The following is a 23,302-nucleotide window of genomic DNA, read 5'->3' on the forward strand; positions in this document are numbered from 1 at the left end:
CTTTATATGGCTGCATAAAAATAGAAAATAGCGAGGAGAAATCCCCTCGCTAAAAATTCACTTTATGTTTTTACCCCAACACTTGACAAAGAACCAAAAAAATGCAACAAAAAAGACAGCCCGTATGGACTGCCTTTTTATTGCAAGAACTTATTTCAACGAATCGCCCAATAAACCATTCGTTTTACGAACTGCAGCAACGCTCTTATCAAACAAAGCTTTTTCTTCAGCATTCAATTTAACATCAACGATTTTTTCAATACCATTTGCTCCAAGAACAACTGGAACACCAATGCAAATATCTTTTTCGCCATATTCACCATCAAGGTATACACAGCAAGGAATCATTTTTTTCGAATCTGTTACAATAGCTTCAGCCAAAGCAGCACCGGCAGCACCAGGAGCATACCAGGCAGAAGTACCTAAAAGGCCCGTCAAAGTAGCACCGCCAACCATTGTGTCAGCTACTACTTTATCTAATGTTTCTTTATCCAATAAATCCGTTACAGGAACACCTCTATATGTAGCAAAACGAGTCAACGGAATCATTGTTGTATCACCATGACCACCAATTACCATACCATCAATATCAGTAGGTGTACAGCCAAGAGCCTGACTCAAATAATATCTGAAACGGCTGCTATCGAGCATCCCGCCCTGACCAATAATACGATTTTTAGGTAATCCGGAATCTTTAAGTGTTAAATAGGTCATTGTATCCATTGGATTGGAAATAATAACAAACACTGCATCTGGAGAATATTTTAAAGCTTCATCAATGACGCTTTTTACAATTTTAGCATTTGTGCCAATCAATTGTTCACGAGTCATACCTGGTTTACGAGGAATACCCGATGTAACAACAACTACTTTTGAATTCGCTGTTTTGCTATAATCACTTGTACAGCCAACAATCGTGGTATCGATGTTAAGCATATGTGCAGTCTGCATCATATCCATCGCTTTACCTTCGGAAACACCTTCTTTAATGTCTAACAAAACCAATTCGCTGGCAAAATTTTTCAACGCAATGACATTTGCCACTGTAGCTCCAACATTACCTGCTCCAACAACTGTAACTTTCATAATAAAATAGACCTCCTTATTATTTAGGATGCACATCCATGCCCCTTAACTAAAAAGGGGGAAATGCACACTCTTGACAACTACAAGCCATCTATGTGGGATGAAGTCCTTTACGTAACAAATTATAACAAAATCGCCCTTAAAAAGCAATGAATATTGTGTACATTTTTATATTAACATTAATTTTATTTATCAAACTTTATACCTAGTATTAAATAACCAGAAAGTTCAAATAATCATTTTCTGATTATATTCGCTCTATGACCCTTTACAATATCAAAAAATTCAACAGGAAAAAGCCGTAACTGTTTTTCTTTATCTACAGATACGGCTCAAAATATTAACGCTTATTCACTTACTTCAAACTCATCTTTGCCAACGCCACAAAGCGGGCAGACAAAATCATCCGGTAAATCTTCAAAAGCTACGCCTGCTTCAAGATCATTGTCCGGATCACCAAGTTCTTCATCATAAATCCAGCCACAAACAGTACATACATACTTCTTCATAATAATACCCCCTTATCTTTTTTTCAAAATGAAATATACGAAACCAGCACTGTGATCTTGCTTTCGTATATTCTCTTTTTGATTCTATACTTATATTACCATATTTTCATTGAACTACAAGATTTTTTTATAAGGAAAATGAATCTTTCAAACCGTCCGCTGACAATACTGCAAAACATTCTCATATAAGGTATAGGGCACGACAATATTATTTTTTATCCCCGTACCAAGTGCCACCTCTGGACGATTCAAGCCATGAAAATCTGACCCGCCCGTGGGAATCATTTTATATTTTGTCAGCATACTTTCAGCAAAGGCCTGATCTGCTGCTGTATAGTTTGGATAATACTGTTCCATGCCATCCAGTCCCATTGCACACAGTTCAGCAATAGCGGCTTCCTGTTCTTGACGATTCAGCCCGGCAAGGCCCAGACGTTTGTGAAAATGAGCGAGTGATGTCATGCCGCCAGCTGCCTTTATTGCCTGTGTCGTTTCTTCTACTGAAACATTATGATTGAGCTTCAACTGACGAATCACAGGATTAAGATACTGATCCCAAATTGGCTGGACATGATCAAATAAATGCAGAGAAACCAAATAACGCATAATAGCATACCGATCAATTTTGTTGAGTAATGTAAACGGCTGGATAAGTTCCATCGATATTGGCACACCTTTTTCTTTGATGCCCCAAATGAGTTCTTCCATCTTCGCTTCTTTAAGATCCCTTATTTTTTTATATAAATTTTGAAAAGCCGGCTGTTTTACATCAAACCCTAACGCCACGAGATGCAGATGTCGATTCTTATAATCAACGGTTATCTCCATCCCAGAAATAAATTCAATGCCCAATTTATCGGCTTCTACCTTTGCTTCAGCATTTCCGGCAATTGTTTCATGATCACTGAGTGTAATCGCACTAAGACCTGTTTTATGAGCCAGTTTTATAAGCTCTACAGGGGTATAGCTTCCATCTGATATATTTGAATGTACATGTAAATCAACAAATTTCATTTAAATATCACCTTGCATTTCCTTTCCTGTACCATCTATCTTATATTTCATTTCGACTCGCAAAAAAATTATAAACAGCCTGCGCAGCAGGCAGATTCATGCCGGTAATTCCTGCCATCGCCTCAACATTCGCTGTTTTTATTTTATCCACACTGCCAAAATAATCTAGTAAAAGTTTACGTCGTTTCGGACCGATACCAACAATATGGTCCAGCACCGACACCAGATTTCGTTTACTACGCAGTTTACGATGATACGTAACAGCAAATCGATGGGCTTCATCACGAATTCGCTGTACCAAGTACAATGCCTGCGAATGGCGAGGCAAAATTACCGGCTCTGATTCACCTTCCGTAAAAATATATTCAAACTGTTTAGCCAACCCTACAACCGGCACTAAAAGATGTCCCGCACCACGAATGATTTCCAGTGCTGAACTCAGCTGCCCTTTACCACCATCAATAATGATAAGATCTGGCATATCTTCAACAACTGAATCACCATAACGGCGCATCGTCACTTCACGCATCGATAAAAAATCATCCGGTTTGCCCTCTGCCGAGCGGATCTTAAAACGCCTGTAAGCCGCCTTATTGGGCACGCCTCCTTCAAAAACAACCATCGAAGCGACTGTCTCTGAGCCTTGAATATGTGATATATCAAAACACTCCATACGGTTTGGTGCCTTACTTAGCTGAAGATGCCGCTGAAGCTCAGCTACGGCCCCCAGCGTCTGCGCATTGGCTTGTTTTAATTTTGTGGCTTCATCCGCCAAAAACTTTTCTGCATTACCTGTTGCCATTTGCACAATATCTTTTTTAGTCCCGCGTTTTGGTGATTCCAGCTCAACCCGTGCCGCCTTTTGTTTGCTGAGCCATGCTTCCAGCAAACTCTGTTCACTTAATTCAAACGGCAAAAGCACTTCACGAGGAATAAAGGTCGCCTGATTATAATATTGTTTCAAAAATGCCTCCAGAACGGTCTCATCCGATTCCTCTTCGCTGCCCGTCACTAGAAAATGATCGCGTCCGACCATCTTCCCGCTGCGAATAAAAAACACCTGCATACATACACCAAATTCCGAACGAGCCATCCCCACAGCATCTTGATCACCTGCGCCCGTGACAATATTTTGTTTTTCGCTAATCTTTCGAACCGCTATTAATTGATCACGCAATTTCGCCGCCAATTCAAACTTAAAATTATCGGCAGCAGCAGCCATACGTTCCGTAAGATTTTTCTCCACCGCATCGCTGCGTCCTTCTAAAAACAAGCACACCGCCTTGATCATGTCATTATATTCGCTCACATCCACATTACCCGTACAAGGTGCCAGACAACGTTTAATATGATACTCCAGACAAGGACGATCCACATCCATGTTCTTGCAGCTGCGCAGCGGAAACAGACGCCGCAATAGTTTAATGCTTTCATGAACAGCTCCCGCATTTGTATAAGGTCCAAAATATCTGGCACCATCTTTCACAACTCGCCGAGTTGTGAGCACACGGGGATAGGGTTCATTTAGCGTCACCTTTACATAAGGATACGTCTTATCATCTTTAAGACTGATATTGTACTTAGGCCGATGTTTCTTAATTAAATTACATTCCAGTATAAGTGCTTCTATTTCCGAGCCAGTAATAATTGTTTCAAAATCATCAATTTTTGCCACCATCGATTTAACTTTAGCGGAATGATTTTTGTTCGTTTGAAAATATTGGCGCACTCTATTTTTTAAAACCACAGCTTTACCGACATAAATAATCTTGCCATGGTTGTCTTTCATAATATAAACACCAGGCTGATTCGGCAAAAGCTGTAATTTTTCAATTACATTCTCTGTCATATCTCACCAACTCTCTCTCTATATTATACACGAAAGCAATAATTTTTTTTATTTATAACGATTCAATAAAGTAATCGTAGTAATAGCCTGAAAGTATCATTGCTTTTAGGTATAGTTATGTGTTAAAATTGTAATTGTTTATTATTGTATGTCCTTACAGAAAATTCTCTATTGTTTTTTTTATGTATTTTCTATTGACTATAAATAAAATAAATGCTTTAATAAGCACGTGAGACGAAAGTGTATTATTTCACAATATTTTTCAAATGAGTTTTGTCAGACCAGATAGGATACAACTGTTGCAAAATATGTGTTCTCTTTTATTCATGGACACGTATAATTCAAGGGGGTTAATTTTATGTTCAAAAGAATTCTCATTGCGAACCGCGGCGAAATTGCCGTACGTGTTATTCGTGCCTGTCAGGAAATGGGTATTGAAACAGTGGCTGTTTATTCGGATGCAGACAAAAATGCCATGCATGTTCAGCTAGCTGACCTGACTTATAATATCGGACCTGCTGATGCTTCCCAAAGCTATTTAAATATGGATGCCCTGCTTGAAGCTGCGAAAGCAACAAAAGCTGAAGCTGTTCATCCCGGATATGGATTTCTATCGGAAAGCTCCGAATTTGCCGAAAAAGTAACCAATGCCGGCTTAACCTGGATTGGACCGCTGGCTGAAACAATCCGTCAGGTTGGTGATAAAGATATAGCCCGTGCCGCTATGCTGCCATCAGGAATTCCCATGGCCAAGGGTAGTGATCCACTTACCAGTGAAAGTCACGCCATCGAAGCGGCCAAAGAAGTCGGTTATCCTGTCATCTTAAAACCAGTAGCCGGTGGCGGTGGCAAAGGGATGTTTGTTGCTTATTCGGAAGAAGATTTAAAAAACATCCTGCAAATCGTCAATTTACAAAGTATAAAATTTTATTTTGAACATTATATTGAGCACTCCCGTCATATTGAAGTACAAATTGTCGCAGACAATTATGGTACGGTAATTCACCTTGGCGAACGCGAATGCTCCTTGCAGCGCCGCAACCAGAAACTGCTCGAAGAATCACCATCCATTGGTCTTTCGCCCGAGATGCGTGAAGAGATTGGTGCGCTCGCCATTAAAGCCGCCAAAAGTATCCACTATACCAATATTGGAACCGTCGAATTTTTATTTGATCTCAGCAATAATCAGTTTTATTTCATGGAAATCAATCCTCGCATTCAAGTGGAGCATGCCATTACGGAAGAAGTTACGGGGGTTGATCTTGTCAGAACCCAAATCCATATTGCCTTTGGTGAGCCTTTAACGCTCAGTCAAAAAGACATTGAATTTCATGGGCATGCCATCGAATGCCGTATCAATGCCGAAGACCCTGACAATAATTTTCTGCCATCACCCGGAAAAATTGAATTCTATCATGAACCAGGTGGTCCAAGAATCCGTGTAGACAGCGGTATTTCAGCCGGTCTTTCCATTGAACCTGACTACGATTCCCTTATGGCGAAAGTTGTGGTTCATGGACGCACGCGCGGCGATGCAATCAAGATCATGCAGCGAGCCCTCAATGAATTCAAAGTGGAAGGTGTAAAAACAACAATTTCACTGCATAAACGAATTCTTGAAGATACGTCTTTCTGTACCGGCGACATTGATACCCAATTCATCAAAAAACGTCTGCCAGCCTATGAACAGACTCCACCAAAACGAAAATTAAAAGACAAAATGGATCTTGCTGCTTTAATTAATAGCAGCATGTATTACGCATAACTACATAAAAGGGATTGCCACAATAAAATGGCAATCCCTTTTTTTAGTTTAAGTGTTCGATGAGTAATGGTTTCAAAAACTGACCAGTATATGATTTTTTAACATTTGCGATCTCTTCCGGTGTACCGGTAGCTACGATAGTGCCGCCACGGTCACCGCCTTCCGGCCCGAGATCAATTACATAATCCGCCGTCTTTATCACATCGAGATTATGCTCGATTACAACAACCGTATCCCCGCCATCAACCAGCCGCGTCAATACTTCCAGTAATTTATGGATATCGGCCGTATGAAGTCCCGTAGTCGGCTCATCCAGGATATACAACGTTTTCCCGGTGCTGCGGCGAGCCAGCTCAGTTGACAGCTTCACGCGCTGCGCTTCTCCCCCTGAAAGAGTCGTTGCTGACTGGCCAAGCTTGATATAGCCAAGACCAACATCTTGAATCACTTGCAGTTTTCGCTGCAGTTTTGGAATGTTTTGGAAAAACTCTATGGCTTCATCGACCACCATATTCAAAACATCCGAAATCGTTTTGCCTTTATATTTCACTTCCAGCGTTTCTCGATTATAGCGGGCTCCTTTGCAAACTTCACACGGCACATAAACATCCGGCAAAAAATGCATTTCAATTTTAATGATTCCATCACCATGACAAGCCTCACAGCGACCGCCTTTTACATTAAAACTGAATCGTCCTGGCTTATAACCACGAACTTTTGCTTCATTCGTCTGGCTGAAGACCTCACGAATTGTATCGAAAAGTCCCGTATAAGTCGCCGGATTCGAACGAGGTGTCCGCCCAATCGGCGACTGATCGATATCAATGATCTTATCAATAAGCTCCAAACCACGAATTGCTTTATGCGCTCCCGGTTTACCTTTGCCACTGTAAAGTTTAGCCGCCAGCCCTTTAAAAAGTATTTCATTCACTAACGTACTTTTCCCTGAACCGGATACACCCGTAACGACCGTAAATAAGCCGAGCGGAAACTTCACGGAGATATTTTTTAGATTATTTTCTTTCGCACCAATGATTTCAATCCATTTTCCATTTACTTGCTTTCGATTTTGCGGTACGGGAATGTATTTCTTGCGGCTCAGATATTGACCTGTAATCGAGCCTTTCGCCGCCTTGATATCTTCAACACTTCCCTTAGCAACAATATAGCCTCCAGCTTCACCAGCCGTCGGTCCAACATCAATAATATAATCGGCCGCATACATTGTATCTTCATCATGCTCAACGACCAGCAGAGTATTACCCAGATCACGCAAATGCTTCAATGTAGCCAAAAGACGGTTATTATCCCGTTGATGCAGTCCAATACTCGGTTCATCGAGTATATAAAGAACTCCCACCAGTCCCGATCCAATCTGTGTTGCTAAACGAATCCGCTGTGCTTCACCACCCGACAAGGTACCGGCGGCCCGGCTGAGCGTCAGATAATCCAAGCCAACATCCAGCAAGAATCCCAAACGGGCATGAATTTCTTTTAAAATTTGTGCAGCAATAAACTGTTCTCGTTCACTTAACGTAAGCTGCTTAAAAAACACATCGCACTCAGCAATCGTTAAACTTGTAACCTCATGAATATTTTTCTCGCCCACTTTTATGGCAAGTGTTTCCGGCTTAAGGCGCGCTCCATGACAGACTGGACAAGCTTTACTGCTCATATACGATTCATATTCCTCACGCATCGTATCCGAATTTGTTTCGCTGTAACGACGGTTTAAAAGTGGCATTACACCTTCAAATACCGAATGATACTCCTTGTATTCGCCAAACATATTTTCATAGAAATACGTGAACTTTTCATCACATGAACCATACAAAATAAGATTTTGTACCGTTTCATTAAGATCGGTCCACTTACTGTCCACTGTATATTTATACTGTTTCAGCACAGCATCTAACTGGCACATCGCATAGGAATTCAGATTGCGCGACAACGGGGCAAATAAACCCTCGGCAAAAGTCAATTCAGGATTTGGCATCACAAGTTCTAAATCAAATTCCATGTTATTGCCAAGTCCGCTGCATGCCGGACAAGCTCCATATGGACTGTTAAAAGAAAACATACGCGGGGCAATTTCCGGCAGACTGATGCCGCAATCCACACAAGCAAAGTTCTGACTAAACATCAACGTCTCGCCATCAACAATTTGAATATAAACAACACCCTGACCAAGTTCGAGAGCTGTTTCTAACGAATCGGCCAAACGCTGTTCCAGTCCATCGCGAATCACCAGTCGATCAATAACAACTTCAATCGTATGTTTCTTGTTTTTTTCCAGATTGATTTCCTCATTAATATCTTGTATTTCACCATCAATACGGACCCTTACATAGCCATCCTTACGAATCTGCTCCAAAACCTTGCGATGTTCGCCTTTTTTACCACGAATAATTTGCGCCATAATCAAAAGCTTTGTTTTTTCCGGCTGCGTCAAAATTTGATCAATCATCTGATCAACCGTCTGCTGTGTAATTAATTTACCGCATTTTGGGCAATGAGGACGCCCTGCACGAGCAAACATCAACCGCAGGTAATCATAGATTTCCGTAACCGTTCCGACTGTTGAGCGAGGATTACGGCTCGTTGTTTTTTGATCGATGGAAATCGCCGGTGAAAGACCTTCTATATAATCAACATCCGGTTTATCCATCTGCCCCAAAAACTGTCTGGCATACGCTGACAAAGATTCTACATAACGTCTTTGTCCTTCTGCATAAATTGTATCAAAAGCCAGTGATGATTTGCCGGAACCACTCAGGCCCGTAATCACGACAAGCTTGTCACGTGGTATTTCAATATCGATATTTTTTAAATTATGCTCTCTGGCACCCTTAACTTTGATTACATTATCCTTCACATTAACACCCCAAACTAATTGTTTCGATCGTCTCGATTTCGTCTTTTCACAGCCTTGGCTGGCAGGCTGCCCTTGAGTTCTACAATCATATCACGCAGATTCGCTGCTTTTTCAAATTCCATATTGCGCGATGCCAGCCGCATTTCTTTCGTCAGCGTCGTAATTAATTCTTCTTTTTCAGTAGCTGACATTTTCAACCTTGATTTTGGCTGCGTTATATATTCACCCTGACCTTCTGCAACCATCGTCGTTTCAATCAAGTTCTTAATTTTCTTATGGATTGTCTGTGGTGTAATATGATGTTCGATATTATAAAGAGCCTGCACTTCACGGCGGCGATCGGTCTCATCAATCGCCCGCTTCATCGAATCCGTAATACGATCTGCATACATGATAACCAGACCCTCTGAATTACGTGCCGCCCGCCCAATTGTTTGGATAAGCGCCGTATCGGAACGCAAAAAGCCTTCCTTATCTGCATCTAAGATTGCCACCAGCGATACTTCCGGCAAATCAAGCCCTTCTCGCAGCAAATTGATCCCCACCAGCACATCAAATACGCCGGCTCGAAGATCACGCAATATTTCCGCGCGTTCCATCGTCACGATATCCGAATGCAGGTAGCGGACCTTGATACCCAGTTCTTTAAGATAATCCGTCAGATTTTCAGCCATTTTTTTCGTTAAAGTCGTAACCAATACCCGTTCATTTTTTGTAATTCGCACTTTGATCTCCGAAAACAAATTATCCATTTGCCCCGTAAGCGGACGCACCTCGATCTGTGGGTCCAGAAGTCCTGTTGGCCTGATAATTTGCTGAACAACTTGATTAGCTTCACCTAATTCGTATTTAGACGGTGTGGCTGATACATAAATGATCTGATTAATATGTGCCACAAATTCAGGAAACTGCATCGGCCGATTATCAAAAGCAGATGGCAGACGAAATCCATTTCCCACCAGAGATTCTTTACGTGACCGATCTCCAGCATACATCGCCCTGATCTGGGGAATCGTCACATGCGATTCATCGACCACAATCAAAAAATCTTCGGGGAAATAATCGAGCAAGGTAAACGGCGGATCTCCAGCATGACGCTGGGTCAAATGACGTGAATAATTTTCAATACCGGAACAATAGCCCATTTCCTGCATCATTTCCAAATCATAATGAGTCCGCTGTTCTAACCGTTGGGCCTCAACAAGTTTATTTTCCGACCGCAATAACGCCAGACGTTCATCCAGCTCTGTCTCAATGGTTTCCATAGCCGTCTGCAAATGTTCTTTCGATGTGACATAATGTGAGGCCGGATAAATCATGACATGCTTGCGCTCACCATAAATTTCACCCGTGAGCACATCCACTTCTAAAATCCGTTCGATTTCATCACCAAATAATTCCAGGCGAATCGCACGCTCGTTGTATCCGGCAGGAAATATCTCAACCACATCACCACGAACCCGAAACTTTCCCCTGACAAAATTAATGTCATTGCGCTCATATTGGATACTCACCAACTTGCGTAAAATCGAATCACGATCATACGTCTGTCCTTCACGAATTGACAGCACCAGTTCTTTATAATCTTCGGGTGAACCGAGTCCATAAATACAAGACACACTTGCCACAATAATAACATCACGGCGCTCAAACAAAGAACAGGTTGCGGAATGCCGTAATTTATCAATTTCATCATTAATCGAAGCATCCTTCTCGATGTATGTATCAGTCTGAGCAATATACGCTTCCGGCTGATAATAGTCATAATAACTTACAAAATATTCCACAGCATTATTGGGGAAAAACTCTTTAAACTCACTTGCCAGCTGCGCTGCAAGCGTTTTATTATGGGCAATAACCAAGGTTGGTTTTTGAACCTTTTCAATCGTTTTTGCAATTGTAAATGTTTTCCCTGTCCCCGTTGCCCCAAGCAAAACTTGAGCGGTCTGCCCATTTTCAAGTCCGGCAGCCAGATCTTCAATCGCTTGCGGCTGATCCCCTGTTGGTTCAAAAGGAGCAAAAACCTTAAAAGGAACTTCACTTTCCAAGTGCAGTGTATTTAATTTAGGAACTGTAGCCATATTTTTACACTCCATATTATCAATAATAATTATTTGTTATATTTAATTATAATTTAGATTCATTTTATTTACTAGTGAACGTATGTACTATTATATAACGAAAAAAGAGGCACTGCAATCGCAGCACCTCTTTTATTGAATATATAATTACATTAAATATTTTAGATGCCCTGTACCCCATTCCTGGCAACCTAATAAGTTAGATGCAATTTCTTTAATGCAACTTATATAAAATCTTTATTGCATTTTTTCTTGTAAGACAGTCAAGGCCTTCGCGAGTTGATTATCAACTCCGCCATTCAAATCAAGTTCTACCGGAACATCCGGATCAATACCGATCCCATCGATACTTCGACCGCTTGGTGTATAATATTTAGCAATCGTAAGCTTTAATGCAGTCCCGCCATACATTGGCATAACAACCTGCACTGAACCTTTTCCATAGGATTTTGTGCCAACCAGCGTACCGGCCTGCGTATCCTGAATAGCACCAGCAACGATTTCAGCAGCGCTGGCACTACCGCCATTAATTAAAACAACCAACGGATATTTAACTTGTTCAAGAGTCGATTCATGAACTTCTTCTGAACCATCCCGTTTGTCAATGGAAACAATTTTACCTTTTGGCACCAGCATATTGGCAATATCCACACTGGCTGTCAATAGGCCTCCCGGGTTATTACGTAAATCAAGAACCATACCTTTCATTCCTTTGGCTTCAAGATCGGCATAAGCTGTCTTAAACTCCTGCCCGGTACGTTCGCCAAATGAAGCGATACGAATATATCCGATGCCATTGTCCATCATTTCATGACCAACACTTTTCGTTTCAATATTGGAACGAGTGAGTTCATACTCTTTATCCTCTACGCCTTGACGACGAATCGTCAAAACTACCTTCGTCCCCACATCACCACGAATTTTATTAGCAACCTGATCGATTGGCATATCTTTGGTTTCTTCGTCATTAATTTTAATGATTTGATCACCAGTCTGAATGCCAGCGGCTTCCCCCGGCGTGCCCTCAACAGCTGAAATAACCGTTATAATATTGTCTTTCACGCCCATGACCACACCAATGCCGCCAAAAGAACCTTCAGTATGACTTACCAGATCTTTATACATAGTTTGGTCCATATAAACAGAATGTGGATCATTCAGCGACTGCATCATACCAGAAATAGCCCCATCAATCAATTTTGTATCATCCACTTCATTCACAAACTGCGTTTCAATAAATCGCATTGCATGAAAAAACCGCATCGTATCGGCCAGTTTATACTGATTCATTCCCAGAAAATAATAAGCACCGCCAAGTGTTAGCCCCGACGCCAAAATAGCGATTCCAAAAGCACCAAGAATGATTTTCTTTTTATTATTCATATATTTCTCCCCTCAAGCTTCCAGGGATTACAAAGTTTACAAGTAATCATATGGACTCACTGCTTTACCATTTACATCGACCTCAAAATGACAATGCGGCCCTGTAGAATTTCCAGTCGATCCAACATAAGCGATAACCTGGCCTTGCGAAACCGTCTGGCCTTCACTTACGTTGAGTGATTGACAATGTCCATACAGCGTATTAAGCCCATTTCCATGGTCAATGATGACAGTATTCCCGTAACCACTAATCCAGCCTGCATTAATGACAACCCCGCCATCAGCTGCAAGAATTGGATCACCGTAATCACCAGCAATATCAAGCCCGCTATGAAAAATCTGCCTGCCAAAAATAGGATGTGTACGCCAGCCAAATTCTGAGGTAATTGGTCCGGATAGCGGCCAAATCATACGACCGCCGGATGTATGCGATGCACCCGTACCACGATATTTACTTTGACGAATCAGCTTTTCGACTTCACTTGATGCAGCAATCGTTTCCTGATAGGCACGTTCTGCTGTATCACGATCATACATTACTTTATCAAGAAGTTTTTGTTTCTTGGCTTTGCTTTCCTTGACCAATTGTTCTTTTTCTTTTGCTGCCTTTTCCAGTTCTTCCATGACAATATGATCTTTTTCCAGCTCTGCTTTTTTATCTAAGATCAGAGCTTTCTCTTCCTGGACTTTCGTAATCAGATCATAATCATACTTCATGATTCGCTTTAGCAGATCCATTCTTGTCATAAAATCAGAAAAGTCTTTCGCTCCAAATAATACATCAAGATAGCTGATCTGTCCATTAATATAAATATCACGAATTCGTTTATCGAGAATCGTTGTCTTTTTCTTCAAATCAACTTCTGTTTTTTCCAGCAATATTTTATTCTGATCCATTTTCGCTTCCGTATCATTGAGTTTTTTCTTCACTTCTTTATATTCAGCCGCAGCCGCATCGACATCTGCCTGCAGAGATCTCATTTGCCCTGATATCGTATTGACTTCAGCCCCTGCTGAATCGGCTTTATTTTTCTGATCGGTTGCCTGTTTTTGCAAAGTATCCAGCTTGTCTTGAAGTGACTCGGCCAACACAGTTGCCGAAAAAGAACTCAGCACGACAATTGCTGTTAAAACCAGCCAATAATGCTTTATTTCTCTCACGCTCAACTCTCCTTACACCTTTAAGAACCGTTTTAATGAAATCGTACTGCCCAGTGCACCAATAAAAGTACCACTAACCAGTATCGCCAGACTGATATAATTCAAAAATGGATATTCGGGAATTAGTGGTAAAAATGTCAACGTATCATAAACCCGCGCTGTAACTGCACTATAGGAACTGCGCAAAATAATCGTTGCAATCGCACCACCAAAAAAGCCTAAGACCATGCCTTCGAGTAAAAATGGCCAGCGAATAAACCAGTCCGTTGCCCCAACATATTTCATGATAGCAATTTCCTTACGCCGGGCAAAAACAGTCAGCCGGATTGTATTGGATATAATAAACACCGTCGCACCTGCTAAAACCAGCATAATCCCAAGACCAAATAAACGAACCATCCGCGTTAAATCAAATAAATGTTCTACAACATCCTGCCCGAATTTAGCCGACTCGACCCCCTCGATCTGACTGATGGATTCCGATAGCGTCTTAACAAAATCAGGTCGCTGCACCGTAACTTCAAAAGCATTTGGTAAAGGATTCGTATCTCCTAAAGCTGTAAGTAAAAATTTCTGATCCCCCAAACGGTCTTTAAAGCGTTCCAACGCTTTGTCTTTATCGATATACGTGATGGTTTCGATTCCCTGGAAATCTTTGATTTTACCCTCAATGCGATCAATATCTTTTTGCTTCAAATCATCCTGCAAGTACACACTGATCTGCACCTGTGATTCCAGTGAGGCTGCCATCTTGTTAAGGTTCAATACCACAATCAAAAACATGCCAAGAATGAGCAGTGATACCGCCACTGTTCCAATGGAAGCGAAAGACATCCAGTTATTTCGTTTCAAAGAAACGAAAACCTCCCGAATAAAATGCTCCACTGTTCTAATCTTCATAACCGTATGCCCCTTCCATTTCATCGCGGGCAATACGTCCATCTTCAATTGCTACAACACGTTTATGCATCGTATCGACAATCGTCTTATCATGTGTAGCCATTACAATCGTTGTTCCAGCCTTATTGATACGCGTAAAAATATCCATAATCCCCCAGGACGTATCCGGGTCCAAATTACCAGTTGGTTCATCCGCAATCACGATTTGCGGATGATTAACAATTGCTCTGGCAATCGCTACCCGCTGCTGTTCACCACCGGAAAGCTGTGAAGGAAAACATTTATATTTATCCTTGAGTCCAACAACATCCAAAACATTATTAACACACTTTTGCATCTCACGTCTTGGCGCCTCGATGACCTGCATCGCAAAAGCGATATTTTCATAGACTGTTTTCTCAGTTAATAGACGATAATCCTGAAAAATAACTCCCAGCCCGCGCCGTAGATAAGGAACTTCTGTAGCTGCCATTTCCAGTACATTGCGTCCATTGACAACAAGCGAACCCTGTGTTGGTAAAACTTCACGCAAAAGCATTTTCACAAAAGTTGATTTACCAGCCCCACTTGCTCCAACAATAAAAACAAACTCCCCTTTTTCAATATCGATATCTACATTTTGTAAGGCTACTGCACCATTTTCATAAATCTTCGATACATTATGCATATGAATCATATAAACTATATTCCTCCTAAAACAAAACAAATCAAATCGAATTTGTCACTTTTCCATCTCACAAAATTACTTTTTCTCTAAAAACTATCTCTCATTGTAACATAAAAAAAGTCTTTTTCCTATAAAAAAACGACCTCTATGCCATTACAAACATAGAAATCGTTTCTCTAGATAAACCCTATTCATTCTTCATCTCACGAAAACGCTTCACCGCTTTATTATTGCCAATAAGTTCCATAGCTAGTTCCGCATTTTTTGAAGCCGCATCACGAAGCCCGCTCAGAAGCTGTGCATTCATTTTACGAAAAATCGCTTTATCATTCCATTTTTTTCGAACCCGTATCATCAATGTATCAACCGTCACATTTTCCAAATCCCCGACCACATCTTCGCCAATTGATTGCAAAAAACGATCAATTTTCGGATCATATGACATTCCAATCATTGGAACACCCATAACACCAGCAAAGATCAAGGCATGGAGTCGAATGCCAATCAACAAGTCCAAATTACCAACAATAGATAAGAGTTCACTCGTCGTATATTCATCATTGAGCACAATTGACTTTTCTTTGGTTCTCAATGCAATCGTTTCCGCTGCAGCAACATCCTCCGGATACTGCATTGGCAGAAAAACAACCCTTGCATCAAATTCTTCGACAATTTGATCCGCTGCCTGTGCAATAATATCTTTATAATGAGTCCAGCAGCGCCATTCACGCACCGATATTCCCACGAGAGGTTTGGCCCCGGATGCGCCATAAGATTTAAGCACGGCGCGTCCCATTTCTTTATCTACGGGATGGATTGCCAGAACCGGGTCAGCCGTCACATGGATTGGCGGTTTATGAATATGCAGCCGTTCCAGCTCCCCTAAGGAGCCGGAATCACGTACCGTAATCAAATTTGCCATATTACCAACAAATTGCATCATTCGGCGCGCAAAAGCTCCATAAATGGGGCCAATGCCCTGTGCATAAAGCATAACTGGTGTGCCAAGGCATTTTGCCAAAAACAAAATACCCATATAATAATACAAACTGCGGCCGCTTGTCACATTTTGCAACAAACTGCCCCCACCACTAAGGAGCAAATCTGCCCGCATCATAGCTTTCGCAATATCAAACAGATTTAGCCAGGAAACCGATGCAACACCATGACGTTTTTGTGTATCAGATGGATTGGCCGAAATAACAGTAATTCGTATCTTTGGATCAATATCCGATAAAACTTCAATCATGGCCGCAAGCATAGCCTCATCTCCGGCATTTTTCGAACCATAATACCCAGAAATTACAATATTACTCATGCTCAGATATATTCCTCCTTTTAGAGGAAAACAACCTCTGCCAGCCATGAACTACAAGCATCGCAATGATGCCCAGACCAGCTCCCAAAACAATTCCACCAACACCGCGATCAAATGACATCATAAATGGTGTACGCATATGGGCGAAAGTTTCGACAAGCGAACCTTGACCAATCGTCGCAAACACCACTAAGACAAAAAAGATAATCGTCGGCCATTTGCGATAAAAAGCGAGTACTGCCAGCATAAAAGCCGGATGCCCAATTAAGAGTTCCTTTGAACGTGGTCTGGCATATAATAATTGTTCCAAGAATGCTCTAAACTTGAGTTCAATTCCTGGTACTGGCATACCTTCGGTATGACCCGAACGGCCAATAAAAACAATAATGACAATCACCGCAAAGAAAAAAGCCATTAAAGATTTTATATAAACTGGTGTGTTAAGAATTTTTTTAACTTGTGCCATAATGCTTTCCGTAGAATCTGTACTGCCATCAAAGATATTATACCGACGCAAAAATGCAATCGAAACAAGAATAATTGGCAAAATAAATGTCAATTTTATGCCCCGGAAAATATTTACTTCCAGTAAATACTGCACATCAGCTAAAATCCCCGACACATAAGCCGCTCCAACAAAAGAAAGTATCCCTGTCACAAACAAAGCGGCTACACCCGTACCAATAATTTTAAGCATCGAACTGTTTTCAGCTAAACGAATACCGCGGATCTGATCCAGCAGCCAAATTACAGCTAAGGCTGGAAATAAATTTGCACTGGCAAGCGCTGTCAAAGTACGAACCGATGCACCATGGCCCATGGCTAACGGAACAATGAAGCAAATAGAAAGCACAGCAAAAAGCAAATACTGCTGTTTTTCTTTAAAAGCTGGCAGAATGAGTCTTAAATAAAGCACAATTGCTGCCGCAACACCCAGCATCATAATCATTCGTAAAATATTGCTCGCATTATAATTTTCAAAAGTTCCGGCTTTACCAAGTGTAAAACCACTTCTTTGTAAAAGATCGCGCGTATCACTAAAATATTTTAAATTTGTTGCCAAAAGAGACATATTGCCTTCTGGTTTTTCATAAATCCGCATAAGATCAATACGGATATTCCGTTCCTCATCCGTATTGGCCCAGCGTTCTACCGCTGTAGCAATTTTGAGTTTCGGTTGTTCATCTTTGGGAATCGAATACACCCTTGCCGCTTTATAATCAAGCGCCTGTGCCAGTTCCATCAACCCATCCTGTTTATAAAATTGCAGCTGCGTCGTATGCTCAATCATGCCCAGCGTGATACCACGAGTCTTAAAATAGTCTACTGTCGCATCAAGCTGAGTCGGACTTCCCAAAGTCTGATCACCAGAAAAGATGATATCGGATATATTGATGCCGTCAAGACGCTTGAAAACAGCATCTACATCGTCTTTGCTAACATCCGAATAATTACTTGGCCGGGCAATAACATAAAAGCCTGCTGCATTAACAAGTTTCATCTCATCCGTCGGCATACCAAGATTCATTTTTAAAAACTGCTCATAATTTACTTTTAATGCCAAAACTTCTTCCTTGCCAACCTGCAAAGATTGTACACGATCATGGCCAAGACGACGCAGTAAATCTTCTTTCAGCTCAACAAAAGTTTGTTTATCATTGCCAGTCACATAGACATCCGCCCCTTGGATCACCCCTGCATCAACCAACTGACGCCAGTTCGGATCAATTAAGGAACCATTGTGATATTTTTGCAAAATCTCACTACCGGCCGTCGCACTGGCTTTGCCGTTTTCATTAAACTTTTTAAAAGTCGTTTCATATACCGCCAAAGATGTAATTCCTGCATCTTTCGCTTTTTGCAGCATCGTGTCAATTGGTATACCTTCCATCTGAGCCAATTGCACTAAACCTTCATAATCAATCGCCATTTCAACGGACATGTTATTTTTCTCAACTTGATAGCGCTGTATATTAACAATCATCGCTGCCACTAAACCCACAATAATAAAAGCTATCAGCCATCGACTATACTTGAAAATCTTCAATGTCTTCTCCACCTTACGAGCAAAATTCAGATATAGTACTTACTGATTGAACTGCAAATACTATTCATTTTTATGATTATCGGCAGTAATGATAACTTTCCCATCTTCCTGCTCAACCTTAGTCAGCCTAACGTCAAATGGCAATTTATTCAAATCAACCAGCACTAAATCATTAAATAAATTTGATCCCATTTTACCAAGCAATGCATTTTTGATATCTACTTTTTCCATACGGAACAAAATATGATTCTGATCCATAATCAAGCGGCCTTCCACTGTAACGGAAATTGATTTTCCTAAAAGCGGAATCCCCCCCTGAATATGGATTCGATCCGGCGTAACCTGAACCTTAACATCTTGTAGTTTATTCTCTTTTTGCGAAAGTGCCGCTGCCAGTTGCTGCTCTGACAGAACACCTTTCAATGATATTTCCTCTGCGTTTTGTATGCTGAAGCGCTGAGCAAACAAAATCTGCTGCAAATCCAGCTGTGCTTTATTAACATGTAAGTCAAGTTCATCAAACTGCACTTTATTCAAAGCTGCATTTTCTGCCTTGATATCAATTGTGTCAAATCGCCCCAGCAACATCATAAAAGCCGGAGACTGTTCCACCTTCGATACAACCTGCTCCGTTTGCAGCCGGGTTTGCATCGCTGCAGTAAGCCGATTGGCAAATAAGGCTGGCAAAAATATTTGACCGATCCCGATTAATAATATGATAAATATCCCTAAAATAGTCAACCCTTTGAACATAGCTTCACCTGAATTCAATTTAATTTTATAGATCAAAGGAATGTATTTACCCTTAATTTCAGCAAAGAAAGGGACTAACTGCCTTGAAAAGCAGCAGTCCCTCTTGCTCTTTATAATTCATTGTTCGCTTTCGCCTTCAAATACGCTTCAATAAACATAGCAAGATCGCCATCCATAACAGCTTGCGTATTACCGGTTTCCGCATTGGTCCGATGATCTTTGACCATATTATACGGTTGGAATACATACGATCGAATCTGACTGCCCCACTCGATTTTTTGATGTTCACCATCAATTTCGGCCAGCTGATCCGCTTTTTTCTGCTGTTCCAGTTCAAACAATCTGGCTCTAAGCAGTTTCATACACTGAACCCTATTTTGCAGCTGTGAACGCTGCGTTTGACATTGAGCCACCGTTCCCGTTGGCAGATGTGTCATACGAACAGCCGAGTCTGTTTTATTGATATGCTGTCCGCCTGCGCCGCTGGCGCGATACGTATCAACCCGGATATCAGCCATATTAATATCTACTTCCACCGTTTCATCGATTTCCGGCATTACATCACACGCGGAAAACGATGTATGACGGCGTGCATTCGCATCAAAAGGTGATATACGAACCAGACGATGAACCCCTTTTTCGCCTTTTAAATAACCATAGGCATTATGCCCATTGATCATGATTGTAGCCGACTTGACGCCCGCTTCATCGCCTGGCAGAAAATCAATGGTTTCCACCGAAAAGCCATTGCGTTCAGCCCAGCGCCCATACATTCGCAGCAGCATCTGTGTCCAGTCCTGCGCTTCTGTTCCACCAGCACCGGCATGTAATGTCAAAATGGCATTATTGACATCATATTCTTCTGACAGCATAACATCAAGTTCCAGTTGATCAATGGCCTGTTGAATGGATTTAATCGTGCTGGTAATTTCACCATACACACTTTCATCCTTATCCTCCATGCCCATTTCCCAAAGGAGCTGCATATCTTCATACTTTGCCTGAAGAGCTTTATATTTTTCTACACTATCTTTAACGCCATTCAGTTCCATGGTGATCTTTTGTGCATAATCAGAATCATCCCAGAAACTCGGTTCGCCCATCTTATATTCAAGTTCTGCTATTTTTTCTTCTTTATGAGCGACGTCAAAGTGAAGTCCCCATTTGTTCAAGCTTTTTTCCCATATCGACAATGGTTATCTTTAAATCTTCTAAAAGCACGTTTATCAACTCCAAAAATATATTTAAGGGCGGTCTGCTTATTTATCGCGACCGCAGCAATTCTTGTATTTTTTCCCGCTGCCACATGGACACAAATCATTGCGCCCTACATGTTCTTTATTGACAACTGGTTTTTGTTTCATTTCAGCTTCCGGTTCTTCTTCCCCACGAGATTCTTTGGCATTTTTCAAATGATCCTCTGGCTGAGGCTGCTGCGCAACAATATTGACTCTAAACATAAGTTTAGCAATATCTTGTTGAATCGTATCAATCATTTCCTGAAAAACATCATACGCTTCAATTTTATATTCAATCAACGGATTTCTTTGACCATAGGCACGCAAATTAATACCTTCACGCAGCATATCCATATGATCAAGATGTTCCATCCATTTTCCATCGACTACTTTCAGCATAACAACTTTTTCAAGTTCGCGCATATTTTCTTCACCAAATAAAATTTCGCGTTCATGATATGCTGTTTCTGCCACGGCACGCAAATAATCACCAAGTTCATCACGGCTCATCACTTCAAGTTCTGCTTTAACCAATTTACCCTCTGGGGCAAAAATGTCATTGGCCTCTTTAATCAGACCATCCAGATCCCATTCTTCCGGATACAATTTCTCATTCGCAAAATTATCCATGGCAGCATCAATGATCTGCTGAAGCATTCCCATGATATTATCACGTAAATTTTCTCCCAGCAAAATTTGACGGCGCTGACCATAAATCACTTCACGCTGCTGATTCATAACATCATCGTACTCAAGCACATGTTTACGAATATCGAAATTACGTGCTTCGACTTTCTTCTGAGCCTGCTCAATCGAACGACTAATCAGTTTATGTTCGATTGGTTCATCTTCTTCCATACCCAGTTTATCCATAATGGCCGCAATATTATCCGAACCAAACAAACGCATCAGATCGTCTTCCAGTGACAAATAAAATCTGGAAGAACCTGGATCGCCTTGACGACCAGCACGACCACGCAGCTGGTTATCAATACGACGTGACTCATGACGTTCTGTACCAATAATATGCAGACCGCCCAGTTCCACAACGCCCTCGCCCAAAACAATATCCGTACCACGCCCAGCCATATTGGTTGCGATGGTAACGGCACCTTTTTGTCCGGCACCGGAAATGATCTGTGCTTCCATTTCATGATATTTCGCATTCAATACGTTATGCGGCACACCCTTTTTTTTCAACACCTGACTAAGTTCTTCCGACTGCACAATAGAAGTCGTACCCACAAGAACCGGCTGCCCCTTGCGATGTGATTCCGTTATAGCATTGACAACCGCGTTATACTTAGCCCGTTTCGTCTTATAAATCGTATCTGGAAAATCTACACGCGCAATCGCCTGATTGGTTGGAATAACAATTACCGGCAATTTGTATATTTTTAAGAATTCATCTTCTTCTGTTTTAGCTGTCCCTGTCATCCCGCTCAGTTTCTTATACATCCTGAAATAATTCTGGAATGTAATGGTTGCCAGTGTTTGTGATTCACGCTGGATTGTTACCTGTTCCTTGGCTTCAATAGCCTGATGCAGACCATCAGAATAACGGCGGCCAAACATTAAACGCCCCGTAAATTCATCCACAATCACGACTTCATCTTCACGAACCACGTAATCGCGATCACGCTTCATCAAAGCTTTGGCTCTTAATGCCTGCGTAAAACAATGTGACATTTCAATATTTGCACTATCATAAAGATTTTTTACATTTAATGATTTTTCGACTTTAGCAATGGCTGTTTCATTTGGCAGCACAGCTTTTTCTTTTTCATTTAATGTGTAATCTGTACCTTCCACGAGCGGTGCAACTGCCAGTGCCATAATACGATACATATCCGTTGACTTATCACCAGGACCGGAAATAATAAGCGGCGTTCTTGCTTCATCGACCAAAATACTATCTACTTCATCGACAATTGCATAATTAAGCGGACGCTGTACCATTTGATCTTTATAAATAACCATATTATCACGCAGATAATCAAACCCATACTCATTATTCGTACCAAACGTAACATCGCAGTCATACGCATGTTTCCGTTCCGGGAAATCCATATCATGGACTATTAATCCAACCGTCAACCCTAAAAACTGGTATAAGCGTCCCATCCATTCGCTGTCACGTTTTGCCAAATAATCATTGACTGTTATCAGATGTACACCTTTGCCTGTGAGTGCATTTAAGTAGGTAGGTAATGTCCCAACAAGAGTTTTACCTTCACCTGTACGCATTTCAGCAATATGCCCTTCATGCAGGCAAATACCACCCAGCATCTGCACATCAAAATGCCGCATGCCAAGTACACGGTGTGAAGCTTCTCTTACAACTGCAAAAGCTTCCGGCAAAATATCATCTAACGTTTCACCATTTTCCAAACGATTTTTAAACTGAGCTGTTTTGGCACATAAAGATCCATCACTCAGTCCCTGTAAGTCACTCTCCAGTGTATTTATTTTATCTACAATTTCCTGCATACGTTTTATTTCTGCTTCATTATTATCGCCTAAAAACTTTTTTAAAAACCCGAACAATCAGAATCACTCCTCGAAATTTGCACATACTAGTGCCACTATTAAGCCTATCATACGATTTTATCAAACTATCTGGTATAAGTCAAAAAATATATACAAGTTTACGCAT

16 protein-coding genes are annotated in these 23,302 nt (G+C 41.2%); 1 reads left to right on the plus strand and 15 read right to left on the minus strand.

The annotated features are described in order from the left end of the window. Positions 1-150: 150 nt before the first annotated feature. From mdh to uvrC, 4 genes are all read right to left on the minus strand, one after another. Positions 151-1,086, minus strand: a complete 936-nt coding sequence (gene mdh / locus BMY14_RS17035) for a malate dehydrogenase (protein WP_019552519.1) — start codon at positions 1,084-1,086, stop codon at positions 151-153. Positions 1,087-1,433: 347 nt separating this feature from the next. After that, the gene (gene rd, locus BMY14_RS17040) at positions 1,434-1,595 is read right to left on the minus strand and encodes a rubredoxin (protein WP_019552520.1); all 162 of its coding nucleotides are present in this window, start codon (positions 1,593-1,595) and stop codon (positions 1,434-1,436) included. Positions 1,596-1,742: 147 nt separating this feature from the next. After that, the gene (locus BMY14_RS17045) at positions 1,743-2,609 is read right to left on the minus strand and encodes a PHP domain-containing protein (RefSeq protein WP_091834481.1); all 867 of its coding nucleotides are present in this window, start codon (positions 2,607-2,609) and stop codon (positions 1,743-1,745) included. A 40-nt stretch (positions 2,610-2,649) separates the two neighbouring features. Beyond that, the gene (uvrC, locus tag BMY14_RS17050; RefSeq protein WP_091834483.1) at positions 2,650-4,458 is read right to left on the minus strand and encodes an excinuclease ABC subunit UvrC; all 1,809 of its coding nucleotides are present in this window, start codon (positions 4,456-4,458) and stop codon (positions 2,650-2,652) included. A 358-nt stretch (positions 4,459-4,816) separates the two neighbouring features. On the opposite strand from uvrC, the gene BMY14_RS17055 reads away from it, so the two are divergent. Continuing rightward, complete coding sequence (locus BMY14_RS17055) at positions 4,817-6,223, plus strand: acetyl-CoA carboxylase biotin carboxylase subunit (protein WP_091834486.1); 1,407 nt, start codon at positions 4,817-4,819, stop codon at positions 6,221-6,223. Between the two features lie 43 nt (positions 6,224-6,266). On the opposite strand, the gene uvrA is transcribed toward BMY14_RS17055, so the two are convergent. From uvrA to secA, 11 genes are all read right to left on the minus strand, one after another. Next, positions 6,267-9,098 carry an excinuclease ABC subunit UvrA gene (uvrA, locus tag BMY14_RS17060; RefSeq protein WP_091834487.1) on the minus strand — a complete coding sequence of 944 codons (2,832 nt, stop codon included), beginning with the start codon at positions 9,096-9,098 and terminating at the stop codon, positions 6,267-6,269. A gap of 14 nt (positions 9,099-9,112) precedes the next feature. Next, positions 9,113-11,179: an excinuclease ABC subunit UvrB gene (gene uvrB / locus BMY14_RS17065; RefSeq protein ID WP_091834490.1), complete on the minus strand. Its 2,067-nt coding sequence runs from the start codon at positions 11,177-11,179 to the stop codon at positions 9,113-9,115. 237 nt (positions 11,180-11,416) lie between these two features. Continuing rightward, positions 11,417-12,562 (minus strand): S41 family peptidase, encoded by a 1,146-nt coding sequence (locus BMY14_RS17070; RefSeq protein ID WP_091834493.1) that lies wholly within the window; start codon positions 12,560-12,562, stop codon positions 11,417-11,419. Positions 12,563-12,598: 36 nt separating this feature from the next. Next, the gene (locus tag BMY14_RS17075) at positions 12,599-13,723 is read right to left on the minus strand and encodes a murein hydrolase activator EnvC family protein (protein ID WP_177177642.1); all 1,125 of its coding nucleotides are present in this window, start codon (positions 13,721-13,723) and stop codon (positions 12,599-12,601) included. 12 nt (positions 13,724-13,735) lie between these two features. After that, positions 13,736-14,623, minus strand: coding sequence for a permease-like cell division protein FtsX (gene ftsX / locus BMY14_RS17080; RefSeq protein WP_091834496.1), 888 nt, complete (start codon positions 14,621-14,623; stop codon positions 13,736-13,738). Next, complete coding sequence (gene ftsE / locus BMY14_RS17085; protein WP_091834498.1) at positions 14,613-15,299, minus strand: cell division ATP-binding protein FtsE; 687 nt, start codon at positions 15,297-15,299, stop codon at positions 14,613-14,615. The genes ftsX and ftsE overlap by 11 nt, the downstream gene beginning before the upstream one ends. A gap of 178 nt (positions 15,300-15,477) precedes the next feature. Further along, complete coding sequence (gene csaB / locus BMY14_RS17090) at positions 15,478-16,608, minus strand: polysaccharide pyruvyl transferase CsaB (RefSeq protein ID WP_091834500.1); 1,131 nt, start codon at positions 16,606-16,608, stop codon at positions 15,478-15,480. Then, on the minus strand, positions 16,601-18,655 hold the full coding sequence (locus BMY14_RS17095; protein ID WP_091834503.1) for a DUF5693 family protein: 2,055 nt from the start codon (positions 18,653-18,655) through the stop codon (positions 16,601-16,603). Before BMY14_RS17095 ends, csaB begins: the two co-directional genes overlap by 8 nt. 60 nt (positions 18,656-18,715) lie before the next feature. Further along, the gene (locus BMY14_RS17100; protein WP_177177643.1) at positions 18,716-19,426 is read right to left on the minus strand and encodes an LmeA family phospholipid-binding protein; all 711 of its coding nucleotides are present in this window, start codon (positions 19,424-19,426) and stop codon (positions 18,716-18,718) included. 92 nt (positions 19,427-19,518) lie between these two features. Beyond that, positions 19,519-20,593, minus strand: a protein-coding gene (prfB, locus tag BMY14_RS17105) for a peptide chain release factor 2 (protein ID WP_177177653.1) whose coding sequence is annotated in 2 segments (ribosomal slippage) — positions 19,519-20,556 and positions 20,558-20,593 — 1,074 coding nt in all. Because the reading frame shifts where the segments join, the coding sequence is not laid out codon by codon here. 74 nt (positions 20,594-20,667) lie between these two features. After that, positions 20,668-23,193: a preprotein translocase subunit SecA gene (gene secA / locus BMY14_RS17110; protein WP_091834509.1), complete on the minus strand. Its 2,526-nt coding sequence runs from the start codon at positions 23,191-23,193 to the stop codon at positions 20,668-20,670. Positions 23,194-23,302: the final 109 nt, after the last annotated feature.

The organism is Propionispira arboris, assembly GCF_900109225.1.
GTDB classification, from domain to species: Bacteria; Bacillota; Negativicutes; order Selenomonadales; family Selenomonadaceae; genus Propionispira; species Propionispira arboris.

Excerpts from the sequence above, each read along its gene's own strand:
- BMY14_RS17045 (WP_091834481.1), bottom strand. The coding sequence starts at position 2,609 with ATGAAATTTGTTGATTTACATGTACATTCAAATATATCAGATGGAAGC.
- BMY14_RS17070 (WP_091834493.1), bottom strand. The coding sequence starts at position 12,562 with ATGAATAATAAAAAGAAAATCATTCTTGGTGCTTTTGGAATCGCTATT.
- csaB (WP_091834500.1), bottom strand. The coding sequence starts at position 16,608 with ATGAGTAATATTGTAATTTCTGGGTATTATGGTTCGAAAAATGCCGGA.
- BMY14_RS17055 (WP_091834486.1), top strand. The coding sequence starts at position 4,817 with ATGTTCAAAAGAATTCTCATTGCGAACCGCGGCGAAATTGCCGTACGT.
- uvrB (WP_091834490.1), bottom strand. The coding sequence starts at position 11,179 with ATGGCTACAGTTCCTAAATTAAATACACTGCACTTGGAAAGTGAAGTT.
- ftsX (WP_091834496.1), bottom strand. The coding sequence starts at position 14,623 with ATGAAGATTAGAACAGTGGAGCATTTTATTCGGGAGGTTTTCGTTTCT.
- uvrC (WP_091834483.1), bottom strand. The coding sequence starts at position 4,458 with ATGACAGAGAATGTAATTGAAAAATTACAGCTTTTGCCGAATCAGCCT.
- mdh (WP_019552519.1), bottom strand. The coding sequence starts at position 1,086 with ATGAAAGTTACAGTTGTTGGAGCAGGTAATGTTGGAGCTACAGTGGCA.
- ftsE (WP_091834498.1), bottom strand. The coding sequence starts at position 15,299 with ATGATTCATATGCATAATGTATCGAAGATTTATGAAAATGGTGCAGTA.
- rd (WP_019552520.1), bottom strand. The coding sequence starts at position 1,595 with ATGAAGAAGTATGTATGTACTGTTTGTGGCTGGATTTATGATGAAGAA.